At 66.8% G+C, this 18,834-nt stretch carries 23 protein-coding genes; 19 read left to right on the top strand and 4 right to left on the bottom strand.

The features are described from left to right. The 3 genes from AC27VN_RS10920 to AC27VN_RS10910 all read right to left on the bottom strand — a co-directional run. Positions 1–412: MFS transporter (locus AC27VN_RS10920; protein ID WP_490876552.1), on the bottom strand; the 412-nt coding region annotated here is incomplete at its 3' end. A gap of 2 nt (positions 413–414) precedes the next feature. Next, positions 415–1,179 (bottom strand): SAM-dependent methyltransferase, encoded by a 765-nt coding sequence (locus AC27VN_RS10915; protein ID WP_208513643.1) that lies wholly within the window; start codon positions 1,177–1,179, stop codon positions 415–417. Beyond that, on the bottom strand, positions 1,176–1,757 hold the full coding sequence (locus tag AC27VN_RS10910; RefSeq protein ID WP_490876551.1) for a Maf family nucleotide pyrophosphatase: 582 nt from the start codon (positions 1,755–1,757) through the stop codon (positions 1,176–1,178). The genes AC27VN_RS10915 and AC27VN_RS10910 overlap by 4 nt, the downstream gene beginning before the upstream one ends. Before the next feature lie 83 nt (positions 1,758–1,840). Between AC27VN_RS10910 and AC27VN_RS10905 the strand changes: the two genes are divergently transcribed. The 11 genes from AC27VN_RS10905 to AC27VN_RS10855 all read left to right on the top strand — a co-directional run bounded on the left by AC27VN_RS10905 (position 1,841) and on the right by AC27VN_RS10855 (position 10,237). Then, the gene (locus AC27VN_RS10905) at positions 1,841–2,401 is read left to right on the top strand and encodes a YceD family protein (RefSeq protein ID WP_093348660.1); all 561 of its coding nucleotides are present in this window, start codon (positions 1,841–1,843) and stop codon (positions 2,399–2,401) included. A gap of 168 nt (positions 2,402–2,569) precedes the next feature. Next, positions 2,570–2,752 carry a 50S ribosomal protein L32 gene (gene rpmF, locus AC27VN_RS10900; RefSeq protein ID WP_057592299.1) on the top strand — a complete coding sequence of 61 codons (183 nt, stop codon included), beginning with the start codon at positions 2,570–2,572 and terminating at the stop codon, positions 2,750–2,752. A gap of 61 nt (positions 2,753–2,813) precedes the next feature. Next, the gene (gene plsX, locus AC27VN_RS10895; RefSeq protein ID WP_296780088.1) at positions 2,814–3,902 is read left to right on the top strand and encodes a phosphate acyltransferase PlsX; all 1,089 of its coding nucleotides are present in this window, start codon (positions 2,814–2,816) and stop codon (positions 3,900–3,902) included. A gap of 12 nt (positions 3,903–3,914) precedes the next feature. Continuing rightward, a complete protein-coding gene (locus AC27VN_RS10890) occupies positions 3,915–4,892 on the top strand; it encodes a beta-ketoacyl-ACP synthase III (RefSeq protein WP_093348663.1) in 978 nt (325 codons plus the stop codon). A gap of 62 nt (positions 4,893–4,954) precedes the next feature. Further along, positions 4,955–5,908 (top strand): ACP S-malonyltransferase, encoded by a 954-nt coding sequence (gene fabD, locus AC27VN_RS10885; RefSeq protein WP_490876550.1) that lies wholly within the window; start codon positions 4,955–4,957, stop codon positions 5,906–5,908. A gap of 32 nt (positions 5,909–5,940) precedes the next feature. Further along, the gene (gene fabG / locus AC27VN_RS10880; RefSeq protein ID WP_057592295.1) at positions 5,941–6,684 is read left to right on the top strand and encodes a 3-oxoacyl-ACP reductase FabG; all 744 of its coding nucleotides are present in this window, start codon (positions 5,941–5,943) and stop codon (positions 6,682–6,684) included. Between the two features lie 100 nt (positions 6,685–6,784). Beyond that, complete coding sequence (gene acpP / locus AC27VN_RS10875; RefSeq protein ID WP_007830471.1) at positions 6,785–7,024, top strand: acyl carrier protein; 240 nt, start codon at positions 6,785–6,787, stop codon at positions 7,022–7,024. Positions 7,025–7,123: 99 nt separating this feature from the next. Next, complete coding sequence (gene fabF / locus AC27VN_RS10870) at positions 7,124–8,368, top strand: beta-ketoacyl-ACP synthase II (protein WP_296780098.1); 1,245 nt, start codon at positions 7,124–7,126, stop codon at positions 8,366–8,368. A 13-nt stretch (positions 8,369–8,381) separates the two neighbouring features. After that, positions 8,382–8,879, top strand: coding sequence for a hypothetical protein (locus AC27VN_RS10865; protein ID WP_093348668.1), 498 nt, complete (start codon positions 8,382–8,384; stop codon positions 8,877–8,879). Between the two features lie 13 nt (positions 8,880–8,892). Then, positions 8,893–9,564 carry an RNA polymerase sigma factor RpoE gene (rpoE, locus tag AC27VN_RS10860; protein ID WP_093348670.1) on the top strand — a complete coding sequence of 224 codons (672 nt, stop codon included), beginning with the start codon at positions 8,893–8,895 and terminating at the stop codon, positions 9,562–9,564. A gap of 19 nt (positions 9,565–9,583) precedes the next feature. After that, on the top strand, positions 9,584–10,237 hold the full coding sequence (locus AC27VN_RS10855) for a sigma-E factor negative regulatory protein (protein WP_093348672.1): 654 nt from the start codon (positions 9,584–9,586) through the stop codon (positions 10,235–10,237). A gap of 36 nt (positions 10,238–10,273) precedes the next feature. Here AC27VN_RS10855 and AC27VN_RS10850 read toward each other — a convergent pair whose 3' ends face one another. Then, the gene (locus AC27VN_RS10850) at positions 10,274–10,426 is read right to left on the bottom strand and encodes a hypothetical protein (RefSeq protein WP_490876549.1); all 153 of its coding nucleotides are present in this window, start codon (positions 10,424–10,426) and stop codon (positions 10,274–10,276) included. On the opposite strand from AC27VN_RS10850, the gene AC27VN_RS10845 reads away from it, so the two are divergent. The 8 genes from AC27VN_RS10845 to recO form a co-directional block, all read left to right on the top strand. Beyond that, positions 10,416–11,342, top strand: coding sequence for a MucB/RseB C-terminal domain-containing protein (locus AC27VN_RS10845; protein ID WP_296780109.1), 927 nt, complete (start codon positions 10,416–10,418; stop codon positions 11,340–11,342). The two genes, AC27VN_RS10850 and AC27VN_RS10845, sit on opposite strands and share 11 nt — an antisense overlap. A 98-nt stretch (positions 11,343–11,440) precedes the next feature. Further along, a complete protein-coding gene (locus AC27VN_RS10840) occupies positions 11,441–12,928 on the top strand; it encodes a DegQ family serine endoprotease (protein ID WP_296798577.1) in 1,488 nt (495 codons plus the stop codon). Positions 12,929–13,451: 523 nt separating this feature from the next. Then, positions 13,452–15,263, top strand: a complete 1,812-nt coding sequence (lepA, locus tag AC27VN_RS10835) for a translation elongation factor 4 (RefSeq protein ID WP_208513648.1) — start codon at positions 13,452–13,454, stop codon at positions 15,261–15,263. A gap of 5 nt (positions 15,264–15,268) precedes the next feature. Further along, positions 15,269–16,234: a signal peptidase I gene (gene lepB, locus AC27VN_RS10830; RefSeq protein ID WP_208513649.1), complete on the top strand. Its 966-nt coding sequence runs from the start codon at positions 15,269–15,271 to the stop codon at positions 16,232–16,234. 33 nt (positions 16,235–16,267) lie between these two features. Beyond that, positions 16,268–16,636, top strand: coding sequence for a DUF4845 domain-containing protein (locus AC27VN_RS10825; protein WP_296780116.1), 369 nt, complete (start codon positions 16,268–16,270; stop codon positions 16,634–16,636). A 17-nt stretch (positions 16,637–16,653) separates the two neighbouring features. Then, the gene (gene rnc / locus AC27VN_RS10820) at positions 16,654–17,340 is read left to right on the top strand and encodes a ribonuclease III (RefSeq protein ID WP_203204861.1); all 687 of its coding nucleotides are present in this window, start codon (positions 16,654–16,656) and stop codon (positions 17,338–17,340) included. A 7-nt stretch (positions 17,341–17,347) separates the two neighbouring features. Continuing rightward, a complete protein-coding gene (gene era / locus AC27VN_RS10815; protein WP_490876548.1) occupies positions 17,348–18,322 on the top strand; it encodes a GTPase Era in 975 nt (324 codons plus the stop codon). A 1-nt stretch (position 18,323) separates the two neighbouring features. After that, a partial coding sequence (gene recO / locus AC27VN_RS10810) for a DNA repair protein RecO (protein WP_490876547.1) occupies positions 18,324–18,834 on the top strand: 511 nt, incomplete at its 3' end.

Here is an 18,834-nt window from a genome sequence, read left to right as displayed (position 1 = left end):
ACATGCCGTGCATGCCGCTCATCAGTGGCTTGCCGCCGTGCAGCTCGAGCTGCGCGGCCTCGGTGTTGATCGCCACGTCGAACACGCTGGTGACGAGGCCGAACACCGCCAGCAGGCCCAGCAGGGCGGCGTAGCCGGGCATCGCGATCAGGCCGCAGAGCAGCAGCGCGTAGACGCAGCCGCACAGCGCGGCCATGCGCCGTGGTCCATGGCGGCCGATCCAGCGGCCGGCGCTGGTCAGGCCGTACATCGCGCCGGCGCCGGCCGCGAGCATGGCGAGGCCGAGCTGGGCCTCGTCGATGCCGTAGTGCCCCTTGACCGTGGGCACATGCACGCCCCAGGTCGCGAAGATGAAGCCCGAGGCGAAGAATTGCGCGCGCGAGGCCCAGCGCGTGGCCGCAGTCACGGCCATCGTCAGCGTCCGATCGCGAACACGGCGGGCAGGCGTTCGTCGACGCCGGCCGGCGGCTTGTTGGCGCGCCAGCCCTTGATCGTCTCGCTGCGCAGGTTCGCCTCGGCCAGCGTGAGGCCGCGCGCGACGGCCAGCCGCGTGTTGTGCTGCAGCGTCTGCACCAGCGCCTGCAGCAGGGCGGCGTTGCGGTAGGGCGTTTCGATGAACAACTGGGTCTGCCCCGTCTTGAGGGCCAGCGCCTCGAGTTCGCGAATGCGGCGCTGGCGCTCGTCGGCGTCCTGCGGCAGGTAGCCGACGAAGGCGAAGTTCTGGCCGTTGAGGCCGCTGGCGGCCAGCGCCAGCAGCAGCGAGACCGGGCCGATCAGCGGCACCACCGTGATGCCCAGGTCGTGCGCCGCGCGGGCCACCGACGAGCCCGGATCGGCCACGGCCGGCATGCCGGCTTCGCTGAGCAGGCCGATGTCGTGGCCTTCGAGCGCCGCGGCCAGCAGCGGGCGGGCGTCGAACTGGCCGGCGTGGTCGCCTTTCTTGTGCACCTCGCGCGGCAGTTCCTGGATCGCCTGCGCCTGCAGCGGCGCCGCCAGCGGTGCCACGGCGTCGATGCGCTTGAGGTAGGCACGCGCGGACTTGGCGTTCTCGCAGATCCAGTGCGTGATGCCGGCGGCCGTCTGCAGCGTGCCGAGCGGCAGCGCGTCCTGCAGCGGGGCCTGGGTGTCGCAGCCGAAATCGAGCGGCGCCGGCACGAGGTAGAGCTTGCCGCGGCTCACAGCAGGTCGATCCCGGCGGCGCGCAGCATGCGGGCGGTGCAGATCAGCGGCAGGCCCACCAGCGCGCTGGGATCGTCGCTGTCGATGGCCTCGAGCAGCGCAATGCCCAGGCCTTCGCTCTTGGCGCTGCCCGCGCAGTCGTAGGGCTGCTCGGCCAGCAGGTACTGCTCGATCGCGGCGTCGCTGAGTTCGCGGAACACCACGCGCACGGGCGCCAGGTCGCGCTGGACAAAGCCGGTCGCCTGGCAGACGACCGCCACCGCGGTCTGGAAGATCAGCGTCTGGCCGCGCATGCGCCGCAGCTGGGCGGTGGCGCGCGCATGGTCGCCGGGCTTGCCGAGCGCTTCGCCGGCCAGGTCGGCCACTTGGTCGGAGCCGATCACGACGGCGTCGGGGAAGCGGGTGGCCACGGCGTTGGCTTTTTCGAGCGCGAGCCGCTGGGCCAGGGCCAGCGGCGTTTCGCCGGCCAGCGGCGTTTCGTCGACTTCGGGCGCATGCACCTCGAAGGGCAGGCGCAGGCGGGTGAGCAGCTCGCGGCGGTAGCGCGAGGTGGAGGCGAGGATCACGGTGCGTTGCATGCGGCGATTGTGAAGGAGGCCCAACAACCCCTTCGGGGTCGGCCCGACGGGCAAGCCGGCGTCGGCGCGCTAGACTGGGGCGGATGAAGAGAGAATTTGCCCCCGGCCGACTCGATGTCGCCGGTTTTGCCGCCGCGGCGGCCACCCTGTCCGCCGACGATCCGGTGCGCAACTACACCCGGCTGGTCGACGAGATGGCGGCCGAGGCTCCCTCCGATGCCGTGGTGCATTGGGAGGCCGATGGCGAGCAGCGCGTCGGCGCGGACGGCCGCGAAGAGCCCTGGCTGCACCTGACGGCCGAGGCCACCGTGCCACTGGTCTGCCAGCGCTGCCTGTCGCCGGTCGACACGCCGGTGCAGGTCGACCGCTGGTTCCGCTTCGTGGCCGATGAAGAAACCGCGGCGGTTCAGGACGAGGAGTCCGAGGAGGACCTGCTGGTCGCGAGCCGCGATTTCGACCTGCACGCGCTGATCGAGGACGAGCTGCTGATGGAAATCCCGGTCATGCCGGTGCACGACGTGTGCCCGGCGCCGGTCCAGCTCTCGGCCGTCGATCCGGATTTCGAGTCGCCCGACAAGGAGCGCGAGAACCCCTTCGCCGTGCTGGGTGCGTTGCGTTCGCGCAAGCCCGGACAGGGCGACTAGCCCCATCCGGGCAGTCTGGGCTATAATCATGGGCTTCGCGCGCGCCGCCGTACGCAGCAGTGCAGATTCTGGAAAAGACTTTCGGAATCTGGGCATGTCCTTCATGCCGCCTCACTGCTACAGCCTGAGCCCGCATCCTCTCACCCACCTTACCGTCCAGGAGCCATCATGGCCGTCCAGCAAAACAAGAAGTCGCCTTCCAAGCGCGGCATGCACCGTTCCCACAATGCCCTGGGCGTGCCCGGCATCGCCGTCGAGCCGACCACCGGCGAAACGCACCTGCGTCACCACATCAGCCCCAACGGTTTCTACCGCGGCCGTCAGGTGCTCAAGAACAAGTCCGAAGCCTGATTTCGCACTCCAAGGCCAAGGCCCGAAGCTACTTTTTTTGTAGCATCGGGCCTTTGTTTTGATGGCTACGCCTTCTTCTTCCCCGGCTTCCACTGCTGCGCCTTCGGCAATCACGCTCGCCGTCGATTGCATGGGGGGCGACCATGGCCCGCGCGTCACGCTCGCGGCCTGCCGTGCTTTTCTCGAGCGCCATCCCGAGGCCTCGTTGTTGCTGGTCGGCGCGCCCGATGCGTTGGCTGGCTTTGTCGCGCATCCTCGCGCCCGGATCGTTCCGGCCAGCGAAGTGGTCGGCATGGACGATCCGATCGAGATCGCGCTACGCAAGAAGAAAGACTCGTCGATGCGGGTCGCGATCCAGCAGGTGAAGGATGGTGCGGCGCAGGCCGCGATTTCCGCCGGCAACACCGGCGCGCTGATGGCCATTGCGCGCTACCTGCTCAAGACGCTCGACGGCATCGACCGGCCCGCCATTGCGCCCCAGCTGCCGAACGCGAAGGGTGGCGCCACGACGGTGCTTGACCTTGGCGCCAACGTGGATTGCGATGCCGAGGACCTGCTTCAGTTTGCCGTGCTCGGCTCGGCGCTGGTGTCGGCGCTGACCGGCAACGAGTCGCCTTCGGTCGGCTTGCTCAACGTGGGCGAGGAAGCGATCAAGGGCAGCGAAACGATCAAAAAGGCCAGCCAACTGCTGCGTACGGCTGCCAACTCCAAGGATCTGAACTTCTACGGCAACGTGGAAGGCAACGATATTTTCAAGGGCACGACCGACATCGTGGTCTGCGACGGTTTCGTCGGCAACGTGGCGTTGAAGGCCAGCGAGGGCGTGGCTTCGATGATCGGCGAGTTCATTCGCGTCGAGTTCTCGCGAAGCATCTTTACGAAGATTGCTGCCATCGTGGCTTATCCGGTCCTAAAAGCGTTCAAAAACAGGTTGGATCATCGCCGCTACAACGGCGCGGCGCTGCTGGGCCTGCGCGGACTGGTTTTCAAGAGCCACGGTTCGGCCGACGAGACGGCTTTCGGCCATGCGCTGGATCGCGCTTATGATGCCGCTCGCAACAACCTGCTCGACCGCGTTCGGGCCCGTATCGCCCACGCCGCGCCTTTGCTTGCGCGGCAGGAATCGGCGGCGACGGCCGACGCGGTCTAGCTTCACGTTTTGATGAGCCCATATTCACGCATCACCGGCACCGGCAGCTATCTGCCGCCGCGCCGGGTGACCAACGACGATCTCGCCAAGGAACTGGCGGCGCGCGGCATCGAGACCTCCGACCAGTGGATCGTCGAGCGCACCGGCATCCATGCGCGCCATTTCGCGGCGCCCGACGTGGGCAGCAGCGACCTGGGCCTGCATGCCGCCCGCCACGCCCTCGAGGCGGCGGGACGCAAGGCCAGTGATGTCGACCTGATCATCGTGGCCACCTCGACCCCCGACATGGTGTTCCCCTCGTCGGCGGCCATCCTCCAGAACAAGCTCGGCATCGCCGGCTGCCCGGCTTTCGACGTGCAGGCCGTGTGCAGCGGCTTCGTCTATGCGCTGACCGTGGCCGACGCCATGATCCGCACCGGCAGCGCACGCTGCGCGCTGGTGATCGGCGCCGAGGTGTTCTCGCGCATCCTCGATTTCAACGACCGCACCACCTGCGTGCTGTTCGGCGACGGCGCCGGCGCGGTGGTGCTGGAAGCCAGCGACGAGCCCGGCATCCTGGCGACCGACTTGCATGCGGACGGCAAGCATGTCGGCATTCTTTGCGTGCCCGGCCACGTGTCGGGCGGCAACGTGCTCGGCACGCCGCTGCTGCACATGGACGGCCAGGCGGTCTTCAAGCTCGCGGTGCGCGTGCTCGAGGAAGCCGCGCGCGCCACGCTGGCCAAGGCCGGCAAGACCGAGGCCGACATCGACTGGCTGATTCCGCACCAGGCCAACATCCGCATCATGGAAGGCACGGCCAAGAAGCTGAAGCTGCCGCGGGAGCGGCTGGTCGTCACCGTCAACGAGCACGGCAACACGTCCGCGGCCTCGATTCCGCTGGCGCTCGACGAAGCGGTGCGTTCCGGCAAGGTGAAGAAGGGTGAAACCCTCATGCTCGAAGGCGTGGGTGGCGGTTTCACCTGGGGCGCGGTGCTGCTGAATCTGTAGTAATTAGTGGGCGAGACAGCCGGTCCTGCCTAGGCGGGCCGCGCGACGTGACGCATACAACAATGAAATCCTTTGCTTTTGTCTTTCCGGGTCAGGGTTCGCAGGCGGTCGGCATGCTCGATGCCTGGGGCGATCACCCGGCCGTGGCCGAAACACTGCGCGAAGCTTCCGAAGCGCTCGGCGAAGACCTCGGCGCGCTGATCAAGAGCGGCCCGAAGGAAGCGCTGGCGCTCACCACCAACACCCAGCCCGTGATGCTGGTGGCCGGTGTCGCGGCCTGGCGCGCCTGGCTGGCCGAAGGCGGCGCCACGCCGTCGGTGGTGGCCGGCCATTCGCTCGGCGAATATTCGGCGCTGGTGGCATCGGGCGTGCTGACGCTCGCGCAGGCGGCGCCGCTGGTGCGCTTCCGTGCCCAGGCGATGCAACAGGCCGTGCCGGTCGGCACCGGCGCCATGGCTGCCATCCTCGGGATGGAGGCCGCCAAGGTCATCGCCAACTGCCAGGAAGTCACCGCCTCGTTCGGCGCCGGCAGTGCCGAAGTGGTGGAGGCCGTGAATTTCAACGACCCGATGCAGACCGTGATCGCGGGCAGCAAGGCGGCGGTCGAGAAGGCCTGCGAGACGCTGAAGGCCAATGGTGCCAAGCGCGCGCTGCCGCTGCCGGTGTCGGCCCCGTTCCATTCGAGCCTGATGAAGCCCGCGGCCGAGGCGCTGCGCGAGAAGCTGGCCTCGGTGACGCTGGCCGCGCCGCAGATTCCGGTGCTCAACAACATCGACGTGGCGGTCGAGACCGACGCCGACCGTATCCGCGACGCACTCGTGCGCCAGGCTGCCGGCCCGGTTCGCTGGGTCGAAAGCGTGCAGGCCTTGAAACTGCGCGGTGTAGCCGCCATCATCGAGTGCGGTCCGGGCAAGGTGCTGGCCGGCATGGCCAAGCGCATCGCCCCCGAGCTCGAAGCCGCGTCGGTGTACGACCCGGCCACGCTCGCCGACGTTCGACAATCGCTCGCCGGCTGACCGGTGCCAGGCCCAGAGACCTCTTTCTTCTTATGAGCATTCCCAAATTCGAAGGGCAAGTCGCCCTGGTCACCGGCGCATCGCGCGGCATCGGCGCGGCCATCGCCCTGGAGCTCGCGCAGCGCGGCCTCAAGGTGGTCGGCACCGGCACCACGGAAGAGGGCGCGTCCAAGATCACCGCCATGCTCAGCGCCTACGACGGCCGCGGCCGCGCGCTGAACGTGAACGACGGCGCGGCCGTCGAGGCGCTGATCGACGAGATCGTGAAGGCCTACGGCGCGATCCACGTGCTGGTCAACAACGCCGGCATCACGCGCGATACGCTCGCGATGCGCATGAAGGACGACGACTGGGACGCGGTGCTCGACACCAACCTGAAGGCCGTCTTCGGCCTGTCGCGCGCCGTGATCCGCCCGATGATGAAGCAGCGCTACGGCCGCATCATCAGCATCACCAGCGTGGTCGGCGCCTCCGGCAATGCCGGCCAGGCCAACTACGCGGCCGCCAAGGCCGGCGTGGCCGGCATGACGCGCGCACTGGCGCGCGAGCTCGGCAGCCGCAACATCACGGTCAACTGCGTCGCCCCCGGTTTCATCGAGACCGACATGACGGCCAGCCTGCCCGAAGCGCAGCAGCAGGCGCTGCTGCAACAAATCCCGCTGGGCCATCTGGGCAAGCCCGCCGACATCGCGCATGCGGTGGCGTACCTCGCATCTCCCCAGGCCGCCTACGTGACGGGGCAGGAACTGCACGTCAACGGCGGCATGCACATGTAGCCGCAAGGCGCAAGCTTTTCGTCGTGCCGGGCCTGCGGGGAAGCTCGCAATCCGCCCGGCTAAAATCCACCGGTTACCTACAACCCTCAGAGGGAATCAAATGAGCGATATCGAAGCACGTGTCAAGAAAATCATCGCCGAGCAGCTCGGCGTGGAAGAGTCCCAAGTGACGAACGAAAAGGCTTTCGTGGCCGACCTCGGCGCTGACTCGCTCGACACGGTCGAACTCGTGATGGCACTCGAAGACGAATTCGGCATCGAGATCCCCGACGAAGACGCCGAAAAGATCACCACGGTGCAAAACGCCGTCGACTACGCCACCAAGAATCAAAAGGCCTGATCGGCCCCAACTGACGACACTGCGGCGGCCGGCGGCTTTCTTTCGGAACCGCATGCGCCGAGCGGCCGTCGTCCAGCGCTTCCAGAAAGGTTTGCCGGCATGACCAAACGCCGCGTCGTCGTGACCGGACTCGGTTGCATCGCTCCCGTCGGAAACACGGTGGCCGATTCCTGGGCCAACCTGTTGGCGGGAAATTCGGGCATCGCGAACATCACCGCGTTCGATGCGAGCGCCTTCGCCTGCAAGTTCGCGGGCGAGGTGAAGGGTTTCGACATCGCCCAATACATCTCCGAGAAGGAAGCGCGCCACATGGACCGCTTCATCCATCTCGGGATGGCCGCCGCGATCCAGGCGGTGCAGGACAGCGGGCTCAAGACCGGCGAGGAACTCCCGTACGAGGAAGCGGTCCGCATCGGCTGCAACATCGGTTCGGGCATCGGCGGCCTGCCGATGATCGAAGCCACGCACGGCGAGCTGGTGAACCGCGGCCCGCGCCGCGTGTCGCCGTTCTTCGTGCCGGCGTCGATCATCAACATGATCTCGGGCCACGTGTCGATCAAGTACGGCTTCAAGGGCCCGAACATCGCAGTGGTCACCGCCTGCACCACCGGCCTGCATGCCATCGGCACCTCGGCGCGCATGATCGAGTACGGCGACGCCGACGTGATGATCGCGGGCGGCGCCGAGTCGACCATCTCTCCGCTCGGCATCGGTGGCTTCACCGCGCCGCGCGCGCTCAGCACGCGCAACGACGATCCCGCCACGGCCTCGCGTCCGTGGGACAAGGATCGCGACGGCTTCGTGCTCGGCGAGGGTGCGGGCGTGATCGTGCTCGAGGAGTACGAACATGCCAAGGCACGCGGCGCCAAGATCTACGCCGAAGTCGCGGGCTTCGGCCTGACGGGCGATGCGTACCACATGACGGCGCCCGACGTCGACGGCCCGCGCCGCTCGATGGTCATGGCGCTCGCCAATGCGGGCGTCAACCCCGACCAGGTGCAGTACCTCAATGCGCACGGCACCTCGACGCAGCTCGGCGACCTCAACGAGACGAATGCGATCAAGAACGCCTTCGGCGACCATGCGAAGAAGCTGGTCGTGAATTCGACCAAGTCCATGACCGGCCACCTGCTGGGCGGCGCGGGCGGCATCGAATCGGTGTTCACGGTGCTGGCCCTGCATCACCAGAAGAGCCCGCCGACGATCAACATCTTCAACCAGGATCCGGAGTGCGATCTCGACTACTGCGCCAACGAGGCGCGCGATCTGAAGATCGATGTCGCGGTCAAGAACAACTTCGGCTTCGGCGGCACCAACGGCACGCTGGTGTTCAAGCGCGCTTGAGTCTTCATCTCCCATGCACGGCGCACCGTCGGTGACCTACCCGGTGGGGCGCTCGCGTGGCGCAGCCCGCCTCCTGACCGTGGTCTGGGCACTCGGCGCGCTCTGCGCGGGTGCGTCCTGCTACTTTTTCGATAGCGTTGGCTGGCGCCATGCGCTGCTACTGCTCAGCGTGCTGTTCGCAGGGGCGGCCGCCGGCATCGGCCTGCGCCGCGACGGCGCGGGCCTGCTTCATTTCGACGGCCAGTTCTGGTCCCTGGCGCCCGCGGCTTCCGATGCCGCGGATCCGGCGCGCTCGGTCCTGGCTGCACGCGCCGTCGTCGCGCTCGACCTGCAATCGCTGCTGCTGCTGCGCCTGAGCGAGCCGGGCCGGCCGCACCGCTGGCTCTGGGTCGAGCGGCAGACGATGCCCGAGCGCTGGCGCGATCTGCGCCGTGCGGTATATTCGCGCCCCCCCGCTGCCGACACCGGCGGCGATGTCTGGCGCGCGACCGCACCCGCCGACGCACCCTGAAATCCCCCTCTCGATGACCACGTCCCCGCCGCCCGTGCCGCCGGATTCCGGCTTGACCGACGCCGCTGCGGCGCCGCGTCCGGGCGAGATCGACTTCCAGCTCGTGCAGCGCACGGTGGCGGGCGACCAGAAAGCCTTCGAGCTGCTGGTCATCAAGTACCAGCGCCGCATCGAGCGCCTGATCGGGCGCATGGTGCGCGATGTCGACCTGGTCGAGGACATCGCGCAGGAAACCTTCATCCGCGCCTATCGTGCACTGCACCAATTCCGCGGTGAGGCGCAGTTCTACACCTGGCTCTACCGGATCGCGGTGAACACCGCGAAGAAGGCGCTGGTCGACATGAAGCGCGACCCGACCATCTCGGAAAGCGCCCTGCGGCCTTCTTCCGAGGACGACGATGAAACTTACCGTCCGGGAAACGAACCAACCACCGACGAAACCCCCGAATCGGTCATGGCGGCCAATGAAATCGCGGCCGCGGTCGAGTCCGCCATGGAAGCGCTCCCCGCGGAGTTGCGCCAGGCAGTCACGCTGCGCGAGATCGAGGGCATGAGTTACGAAGAGATTGCCGAAGTCATGGATTGCCCTATCGGCACCGTGCGTTCGCGGATCTTCCGTGCGCGCGAGGCCATTTCGGCCAGGGTCAAACCGCTGCTCGACAACCAGTCGGGCAAGCGTTGGTAAGCAAAATCAGGTGAACGAAATGAATCAGACGATGACGGTTCGAGAACAGGTGTCGGCGCTCGCGGATGGTCATTTGCAGGGCGACGAGTTCGCGCAGGCCATCGACAAGGTCTGCGGCGACGAGGAATACCGCGCGGCGTGGCAGGCCTACCATGTGGTGGGCGACGTGCTGCGTTCGAGCGCCAACGTGGCGTGCAGCGACAGCAGCGCTTTCCTGGCCCGCTTCCAGCAGCGGCTGGCGGCCGAGCCGGTGTCGATCCGGCCCGTGGCGGCCGTTCCCGAGGCCCAGGTGGTGCCGCTTCAGCGTCGCGCCGATGCGGCCAACGAGCCGGTCTTCCGCTGGAAGCTGGTGGCCGGTGCCGCTTCGCTGGTGGCCGTGGCCGCCATCAGCTGGAGCTGGGTCGGCAGCGGTGTCGTCAACGGCCCGGCCGGCGCCCAACTGGCGCAGCAACAACCCGTGTCGGGCCCGGTGCTCGCATCGGCCGCCACCAATGGCGCGCAGGGTTCGACGCTCACGCCCACGCGCGTGATCGTGGGCAACGGCAAGCCGCAGGTGATGCTGCGCGATCCGCGCCTGGACCAGTTGCTCGAGGCACACCAGCAGGCGGGCGGCGCCTCGCAAATGCCTTCCGGTTTCCTGCGCAACGCGACCTTCGAAGGACCCACGCGCTGAGCGCGCGCCTCTGCCTCCTTCCCTGCCAATGACTGTTCAGATGCCGATCTCCGCACGCGCGTTCGTGCTCGTGCTTGCCGCTTTTTGCATCGCGCAGATCGCCTCCGCGCAGACCCGTTCCAGTGCGGCGAACACCCGAAGCGCGGCATCGGCCCAGGCGGCGGGCGAGCCGCCCGCCATGAGCGTCACCGAGTGGCTGCAGCGCATGCACGCGGGCGCGCGCCAGCGCAACTACGTCGGCACCTTCGTGGTGTCCGCGCCCGGCGGCGATCTGTCGAGTGCGCGCATCTGGCATGTGCGCGACGGCGAGCAGCAGATCGAGCGCATCGAGGCGCTGAGCGGCCCGCAGCGTTCGACCTTCCGCCGCAACCAGAGCGTCATGACCTTCCTGCCCGAAGCCAAGGTGGTGAAGGTCGAAAAGCGCGAGAACCTCGATCTCTTCCCCAATCTGCCCGACAAGCAGGATTCGTCGATCGGCGAGTTCTACGACGTGCGGCCCATCGGCAAGGACCGCGTGGCCGGCTTCGACGCCGACGTGGTGCAACTGACGCCGCACGACGGCCTGCGCTTCGGTTATCGCATCTGGAGCGAGCGCCGCACCGGGCTGGTCGTCAAGCTGCAGACGCTCGACGACCAGTCGCGCGTGGTCGAGCAGTCGGCCTTTTCCGAACTGCAGCTCGACGTGCCCGTGAAGGCCCAGGCCTTGGCGCAGATGATGGCCAACACGGCCGGCTATCGCATCGAGAAGCTCGAGCTCGAGCGCACCAGCGCGCAGGACGAGGGCTGGACCCTGAGCACGCCGGTGGCCGGCTTCAAGCCGCGCAGCTTCTTCCGGCGGCCGGCCGCGGGCGGCGACAAGAACGCCGCGACGCAGGACCGCACCGTGCAATGGATCTTCTCCGATGGCCTCGCCTCGGTGTCGCTCTTCATCGAGCGCTACGACGCCAAGCGCGCACCGCGCGACGGCGTGCTGACCATCGGCGCGACCAATGCGATCCGCAGGCGCCTGCCCGAGCCGGCCAACGACTGGTGGCTCACGGCGGTGGGCGAAGTGCCGCAACAAACCCTGGACGCCTTCGCGCAGAGCCTCGCACGCACGCGTTGAAAAGAACATGTCCGACACCTTTCTCGCCCGATCCGGCGAGAAGCGGAAACTCTCAGTACCTGTTTCGAGTCGCAGCCGTTCTCTTTGAAAGACAACCGATGATGTTCAAGATCGAGGGACACAAGCTCCGTTCCGGCGTGTTCGCGTCCATGCTGGCGCTCACGGCCGGGTTGGCGTTCATGCCGGCCGAGCCGGTGCAGGCGCAGACCGCCACCCGCACGCTGCCCGACTTCACCGACCTGGTCGACCAGGTCGGCCCGTCGGTGGTCAACATCCGCACCGTCGAGAAGGTGGCGCAGCGCAGCGGCAATGGCGGCGAGATGGACGAGGAGATGCAGGAGTTCTTCCGCCGCTTCTTCGGTCAGCCGATTCCCGGCGCTCCGCGCCAGGGGCCGCGCCCCAACCGGCCGCAGCCGCAGGAAGAAGAACGCCCGCGCGGCGTGGGCTCGGGTTTCATCCTGACGGCCGACGGCTACGTGATGACCAATGCGCACGTGGTCGAGGACGCCTCGGAGGTGATGGTCACGCTGCCCGACAAGCGCGAGTTCAAGGCCCGCATCGTCGGCGCCGACAAGCGCACCGACGTGGCGGTGGTGAAGATCGAGGCCACCGGCCTGCCGGCCGTGAAGGTCGGCGACATCTCCAAGCTTCGCGTGGGCGAATGGGTGATGGCCATCGGTTCGCCTTTCGGCCTCGAGAACACCGTCACCGCGGGCATCGTGAGCGCCAAGCAGCGCGACACCGGCGAGTACCTGCCGTTCATCCAGACCGACGTGGCGATCAACCCCGGCAACTCGGGCGGTCCGCTGATCAACATGCGTGGCGAGGTCGTCGGCATCAACAGCCAGATCTATTCGCGCTCGGGCGGCTTCATGGGCATCTCGTTCTCGATCCCGATCGACGAAGCGATCCGCGTGAGCGAGCAGCTGCGCACCTCGGGCCGCGTCTCGCGCGGACGCATCGGCGTGCAGATCGATCAGGTCACCAAGGACGTCGCCGAATCGATCGGCCTGGGCAAGGCGCAGGGCGCGCTGGTGCGCAGCGTCGAGGCCGGTTCGCCGGGCGAGAAGGCCGGCGTGGAGCCGGGCGACATCATCACCAAGTTCGACGGCAAGGCGATCGAGAAGCCGAGCGATCTGCCGCGCCTGGTGGGCAACACCAAGCCCGGTACCAAGAGCACGCTGACGGTGTTCCGCCGCGGCAGCTCGCGCGACCTGAGCGTGACCATCGCCGAGATCGAGCCCGACAAGCCGGCCAAGCGCGCCACCGACCGCGAGGAGCCGGCGCCCAAGCCGCAGGCTTCGGCCGCCGCCAAGTCGCTGGGCCTCGCGGTCAGCGACCTGAGCGATGCGCAGAAGAAGGAACTCAAGCTCAAGGGCGGCGTGAAGGTCGACGCCTCGAACGAGGCCGCGGCGCGTGCCGGCCTGCGCGAGGGCGACATCATCCTGGCCGTGGGCAACATCGAGGTCTTGAACGCCCGCGAATTCGAGTCGGCGGTGGGCAAGGCCGACAAGAGCAAGCCGCTCAGCGTGCTGTTCCGCCGTGGCGAATGGGCGCAGTACGCGCTCATCCGGCCCGCACGCTGATCCCGGCTGTGCCGTCAAGTGGCCCCACCCGTCAGTCGGGTTTGGGGCCATTTTTTTGAGCTGTTTGCGACGCTTCGGCGCGCCGCTCTAAAAAAATCTGCATCGGCCCCAAGCCGGCGATTTGTTAGTGTTTGCTGACTTAAGGAAGGGCTAAGGACCGTTTTCGGTAGAATAGCGGCCTCTCGGCGGCGAGTCGGCGCATAAGCCGAGCGGTCTCCTTCACGATGCGAGATGTTAGGTGACAGTCCACCGACGCTCCACAGATCGCCCACAAGTTGTTCAGAGAGTGCCCCACCAAGCCTGTTGATAAGTTGTTTATAAGTTGCTTGTTGTTGACCCGCAACGACCTGTTTGGACCCTGTTCCCGGATGTACGTGCTTCCCTTTTTGCCTACAATGAAGTTCCAACTACTGCAGTTGCCATTGCTTGTTGGTTCAGGGCGCGTCTCCAGGAGACGCGCCCTTTTTTCTTGCCTGTTGCCCTCTGTGCACGAGCCAATTCAAGTACTTAAGCGTTCCCGTTGATGAATCACATCAGAAATTTTTCGATCATTGCGCACATCGATCATGGCAAGTCGACGCTCGCAGACCGTTTGATCCAGCGCTGCGGCGGCCTCGCGGAACGCGAGATGGAAGCGCAGGTGCTCGACTCGATGGACATCGAGAAAGAGCGTGGGATAACCATCAAGGCACAGACCGCGGCACTGCACTACAAGGCACGCGATGGACAGGTCTACAACCTCAATCTGATCGACACGCCGGGCCACGTCGACTTCTCTTATGAAGTGAGTCGCTCGCTGTCGGCATGCGAAGGCGCGCTGCTCGTCGTCGATGCATCGCAAGGCGTGGAAGCGCAGACGGTGGCCAACTGCTACACCGCGCTCGACCTCGGTGTCGAAGTGGTGCCCGTGCTCAACAAGATGGATCTGCCGAACGCTGATCCCGACAACGCACGCACCGAGATCGAAGACGTGATCGGCATCGATGCGACCGATGCGATTCCCTGTTCGGCGAAGACCGGCCTGGGCATCGACGACATCCTCGAAGCGATCGTGCACAAGATGCCGGCACCGCGCGGCAATCCCGATGCCGCGTTGCGCGCAATGATCGTCGACAGCTGGTTCGATCCGTACGTCGGCGTCGTGATGCTGGTGCGCGTGGTCGACGGCCGGCTCGCGAAGGGCGACCGCATCAAGATGATGGCCTCGGGCGCCAGCTACAACGCCGACAACGTCGGTGTCTTCACGCCGGCCAACGAGCCGCGCGCTTCGCTCGAGGCGGGCGAGGTGGGCTACATCATCGCGGGCATCAAGGAGCTGCAGGCCGCGAAGGTCGGCGACACCGTCACGCTGATCAAGCCGGGCACGGGCGGCGCGGCCGCCACCGCGACCGAGGCGCTGCCGGGCTTCAAGGAAATCCAGCCGCAGGTGTTCGCCGGGCTCTATCCGACCGAAGCCAGCGAGTACGACTCGCTGCGCGACGCGCTCGAGAAACTCAAGCTCAACGACTCGTCGCTGCGCTACGAGCCCGAGGTGAGCCAGGCGCTGGGCTTCGGCTTCCGCTGCGGCTTCCTCGGCCTGCTGCACATGGAGATCGTGCAGGAGCGCCTGGAGCGCGAGTTCGACCAGGACCTGATCACGACCGCGCCGAGCGTGGTCTACCAGGTGGTGCGCAGCGACGGCGAGGTCATCATGGTCGAGAACCCGTCCAAGATGCCCGAGGTCGGCAAGATGAGCGAGATCCGCGAGCCGATCGTGACCGTGCATCTGTACATGCCGCAGGAATACGTCGGCGCCGTCATGACGCTCGCCAACCAGAAGCGCGGCGTGCAGATGAACATGGCCTACCACGGCCGCCAGGTCATGCTGACCTACGAGATGCCGCTCGGCGAGATCGTGCTCGACTTCTTCGACAAGCTGAAGTCGGTCAGCCGCGGCTATGCCTCCATGGACTACGAGTTCAAGGAGTACCGCGCCTCCGACGTGGTCAAGGTCGACATCCTGCTCAACGGCGAGAAGGTCGACGCGCTCTCGATCATCGTGCACCGCACCCAGTCGCAGTACCGCGGCCGCGCGGTGGTGTCGAAGATGCGCGAGATCATCTCGCGCCAGATGTTCGACGTGGCCATCCAGGCCGCCATCGGGGTCAACATCATTGCGCGTGAGACAATCAAGGCGTTGCGCAAGAACGTGCTGGCCAAGTGCTACGGCGGCGACATCACCCGCAAGAAGAAGCTGCTCGAGAAGCAGAAGGCGGGCAAGAAAAGAATGAAGCAGATCGGCTCGGTCGAGGTCCCGCAAGAGGCCTTCCTCGCGATCCTGCAAGTCGAAGACTGATCAACATGGCATTCATCACCTCCCTCATCCTCGCGGCATTCGCCGGCTACATCGGCGCCTGGTACTTCGGAGCGATCGAGGGCAACTTCGCCTTGCTGTTGTTCCTGGCCACGGTGGTCACCGGCCTTTACTGGCTGGCCGAGCGCTTCTACTTCCTGCCGCGGCGCGAGCGCGCGGCCGCCGCGCTCGAGAGCTCGCTGGCCGAGCGCAATGCGCGGCTCGCCGGGCAAGGCATCAAGCAAGTCGACACCGCCGACGCCAAGGCCAGCGAACGGCTGCTGATGCAGCCCTGGTGGCTCGACTGGACCGCCGGGCTGTTCCCCGTGATCCTGGTCGTGTTCCTGCTGCGCTCGTTCCTCTACGAGCCGTTCAAGATTCCCTCGGGCTCGATGATGCCCACGCTGCTCACCGGCGACCTGATCCTGGTCAACAAGTTCACCTACGGCCTGCGGCTGCCGGTGATCAACACCAAGATCACCGACGGCACGCCGCTGGCGCGCGGCGACGTGGTGGTGTTCCGCTACCCGCCCAAGCCGAGCCAGGACTACATCAAGCGCGTGGTCGGCATTCCCGGCGACGAGGTGGCCTACCTGAACAAGAAGCTGACCATCAACGGCCAGCCGGTCTCGAAGGAGGCCGCGCCCGACTACCTCGACGGCGAGTCGATGCGCCTGCTCAAGCAGTTCGACGAGAACCTCGCGGGCAAGCAGCACAAGATCCTCAACGACGATGCCGGCCCCGCCTTCGTGCCCGGCGCCAGCGACTTCCCCTTCCGCGAGAACTGCCGCTACTCGGTCGAAGGCGTCACCTGCAAGGTGCCGGCCGGCAACTACTTCATGATGGGCGACAACCGCGATAATTCGGCCGACTCCCGTTTCTGGGGCTTCGTGCCGGACAAGAACATCGTGGGCAGGGCCTTCTTCGTCTGGATGAACTTCGGCGACCTGGGACGCATCGGTCCGTTTCAATAAGCATCAAGCAATTCGTTCGAGGGGTATGAGGGTATGAGAACTGTTCGGTCCAGCCGGAACAGTGCGGCGCGCCAGCGCGGCATCTCGTTCATCGGGCTCGTGTTCGTGGCCGTCGTGCTGGCCTGCGTGGGCGTCGTCGTCGCCCAGGTCATCCCGACGCTGATCGAGTACCAGGCGATCTACAAGGCCGCCAACAAGGCCAAGGAAGGCAGCACCGTGCCCGAGATCCGCGCCATCTTCGACCGCGCCCAGGCCATCGACGACTTCCAGTCGGTCATGGGCAGGGACCTCGACATCAAGAAGGTCAACGACAAGGTCGTGATCTCCTTCGCCTACGAGCGCGAGATCCCGCTGTTCGGCCCCGCCTACCTCGTGCTCAAGTACAAGGGCGAGACCAACTGAACGCCCAGGGAAGCAAGGTGGATGGCGGCCTCACGGCGCTCCAGTCGCGCCTGAAGTACACGTTCGCCGATCCGCGGCTGCTGCAGCTCGCGCTCACGCACCGCAGTTTCTCCGCCGACCACAACGAGCGCCTCGAGTTTCTCGGCGACTCGGTGCTGAACCTGGCGGTCTCGCACCTGCTCTACACCCGCCTCGCGGCCCTGCCCGAAGGCGACCTGTCGCGCGTGCGCGCCAACCTCGTGAAGCAGGACACCCTGCACCGGCTGGCCGTGGGCCTCGCGCTCTCGCCGCTGCTGCGGCTGGGCGAGGGCGAAGCCCGCTCGGGCGGTCCGAACCGGCCCTCGATCCTGGCCGACGCGCTCGAGGCGCTGATCGGCGCGGTCTACCTCGATGCCGGCTTCACGGCCGCACAGGCGCTGGTGCACCGGCTCTACGAAGCGGTCGAGATCAATCCGCGCATGGAAGCGGTGGGCAAGGACCCGAAGACCGAATTGCAGGAATGGCTGCAGGGTCACAAAATGAAGCTGCCCGTCTACCGCGTCGCGGGGACACTGGGAGCAGCGCACAAGCAGACCTTCGACGTCGAGTGCGAAGTGCCCGAACTGGGCCTTCGCGAACGCGGCATCGGCGGTTCGCGCCGCGCCGGCGAGCAGGCGGCAGCCGCCGCCATGTTGATCCGCCTCAAGGCACGCGGCGGCGCGTGAAAACGAAATGAACGACGCTATCAAATCAGCAGCACAGCCCCAGGACCCGACGGGCGAATCCAAACCATCGGAAGCCACGGGCCCGCAGCACTGCGGTCTGGTCGCCATCGTCGGCAAGCCCAACGTGGGCAAGTCGACGCTGCTCAACGCGCTGGTCGGCCAGAAGATCAGCATCACCTCGCGCAAGGCGCAGACCACGCGCCACCGCATCACCGGCATGCGCACGCTCGGCGCCACGCAGTTCGTGTTCGTCGACACGCCGGGTTTCCAGACCCTGCATGCCAACGCGCTGAACAAGTCGCTCAACAAGACCGTGCAGGGCGCCGTTGGCGACGTCGACCTGATCCTGTTCGTGGTCGAGGCCGGCAGCTTCACGCCGGCCGACGAGCGCGTGCTCAAGCTGCTCGGCAAGGGCATCCCGACGATCCTGCTGGCCAACAAGCTCGACAACGTCGGACGCCGCGGCGACATCGCGCCCTGGCTGCAGCAGATGCAGACCAAGCACGAGTTCGCCGAGTTCGTGCCGATGTCGGCCAAGAACGCGAAGGACGTCGAGCGTCTGTTCGGCATCTGCGAGAAGTACCTGCCCGAGCAGCCCTGGTTCTACGACGAGGACGAGCTCACCGACCGCAGCGAGAAGTTCCTCGCCAGCGAGCTGGTGCGCGAGAAGCTGTTCCGCCTCACCGGCGACGAGCTGCCCTACACCTCGACCGTCGTCATCGACAAGTTCGACGAGGAAGCGCCGCAGAAGAAGGGCCACAAGCGCCTGCTGCGCATCGCCGCCACCATCGTGGTGGAGCGCGACAGCCACAAGGCGATGGTGATCGGCGACAAGGGCGAGCGCATCAAGCGCATCGGCATGGAAACCCGCGTCGAGCTCGAGAAGCTGGCCGACGCCAAGGTGTTCCTCGAACTCTGGGTCAAGGTGCGTTCGGGCTGGGCCGACGACGAGGCCCGCGTGCGCTCGTTCGGCTACGAATGAAGTGGCCGCCGCCCACCGCGTTTCGCACGAACCGGCCTATGTGCTCCATCGCTACGACTGGAGCGAGTCGAGCCTGATCCTCGAGGTCTTCACCCGCCACCACGGGCGCATCGCGCTCGTGGCCAAGGGGGCGAAGCGGCCGAGCTCCAACTTCCGACCGGTGCTGCTGCCGCTGCAGCCGCTGGAGATCAACTACGGCGGCGATGCCGAGATCCGCACCCTCAAGGGCGCGGAATGGATGGGCGGCCACGTCATGCCCACCGGCGATGCGCTGCTGTCGGGCTACTACCTCAACGAGCTGCTGCTGCGCCTGCTGGCGCGCGACGACGCGCACGAGGCCCTGTTCGACGCCTATGGCGGCGTGGTGCAGGTGCTGGCCGGCGATCATGGCGGTGCCCAGGCCGCCACCCAGGCTGCCGCGCTGCGGGCCTTCGAGCTGCTGCTGCTGCGCGGGGTCGGCCTGCTGCCGCAGCTCGACGTGCAGACCCTGACGCTCGAGGCGCTCGAAGCCG

This window comes from Variovorax sp. 20P10.2.4, from assembly GCF_058244205.1.
This window is presented reverse-complemented; position numbering and strand designations above follow the sequence as displayed.

Coding starts and splice junctions, on each gene's coding strand:
- AC27VN_RS10910 (WP_490876551.1), bottom strand. CDS start 1,757: ATGCAACGCACCGTGATCCTCGCCTCCACCTCGCGCTACCGCCGCGAG.
- AC27VN_RS10905 (WP_093348660.1), top strand. CDS start 1,841: ATGAAGAGAGAATTTGCCCCCGGCCGACTCGATGTCGCCGGTTTTGCC.
- rpmF (WP_057592299.1), top strand. CDS start 2,570: ATGGCCGTCCAGCAAAACAAGAAGTCGCCTTCCAAGCGCGGCATGCAC.
- plsX (WP_296780088.1), top strand. CDS start 2,814: ATGGCTACGCCTTCTTCTTCCCCGGCTTCCACTGCTGCGCCTTCGGCA.
- AC27VN_RS10890 (WP_093348663.1), top strand. CDS start 3,915: ATGAGCCCATATTCACGCATCACCGGCACCGGCAGCTATCTGCCGCCG.
- fabD (WP_490876550.1), top strand. CDS start 4,955: ATGAAATCCTTTGCTTTTGTCTTTCCGGGTCAGGGTTCGCAGGCGGTC.
- fabG (WP_057592295.1), top strand. CDS start 5,941: ATGAGCATTCCCAAATTCGAAGGGCAAGTCGCCCTGGTCACCGGCGCA.
- acpP (WP_007830471.1), top strand. CDS start 6,785: ATGAGCGATATCGAAGCACGTGTCAAGAAAATCATCGCCGAGCAGCTC.
- fabF (WP_296780098.1), top strand. CDS start 7,124: ATGACCAAACGCCGCGTCGTCGTGACCGGACTCGGTTGCATCGCTCCC.
- AC27VN_RS10865 (WP_093348668.1), top strand. CDS start 8,382: ATGCACGGCGCACCGTCGGTGACCTACCCGGTGGGGCGCTCGCGTGGC.
- rpoE (WP_093348670.1), top strand. CDS start 8,893: ATGACCACGTCCCCGCCGCCCGTGCCGCCGGATTCCGGCTTGACCGAC.
- AC27VN_RS10855 (WP_093348672.1), top strand. CDS start 9,584: ATGAATCAGACGATGACGGTTCGAGAACAGGTGTCGGCGCTCGCGGAT.
- AC27VN_RS10845 (WP_296780109.1), top strand. CDS start 10,416: ATGAGCGTCACCGAGTGGCTGCAGCGCATGCACGCGGGCGCGCGCCAG.
- AC27VN_RS10840 (WP_296798577.1), top strand. CDS start 11,441: ATGATGTTCAAGATCGAGGGACACAAGCTCCGTTCCGGCGTGTTCGCG.
- lepA (WP_208513648.1), top strand. CDS start 13,452: ATGAATCACATCAGAAATTTTTCGATCATTGCGCACATCGATCATGGC.
- lepB (WP_208513649.1), top strand. CDS start 15,269: ATGGCATTCATCACCTCCCTCATCCTCGCGGCATTCGCCGGCTACATC.
- AC27VN_RS10825 (WP_296780116.1), top strand. CDS start 16,268: ATGAGAACTGTTCGGTCCAGCCGGAACAGTGCGGCGCGCCAGCGCGGC.
- era (WP_490876548.1), top strand. CDS start 17,348: ATGAACGACGCTATCAAATCAGCAGCACAGCCCCAGGACCCGACGGGC.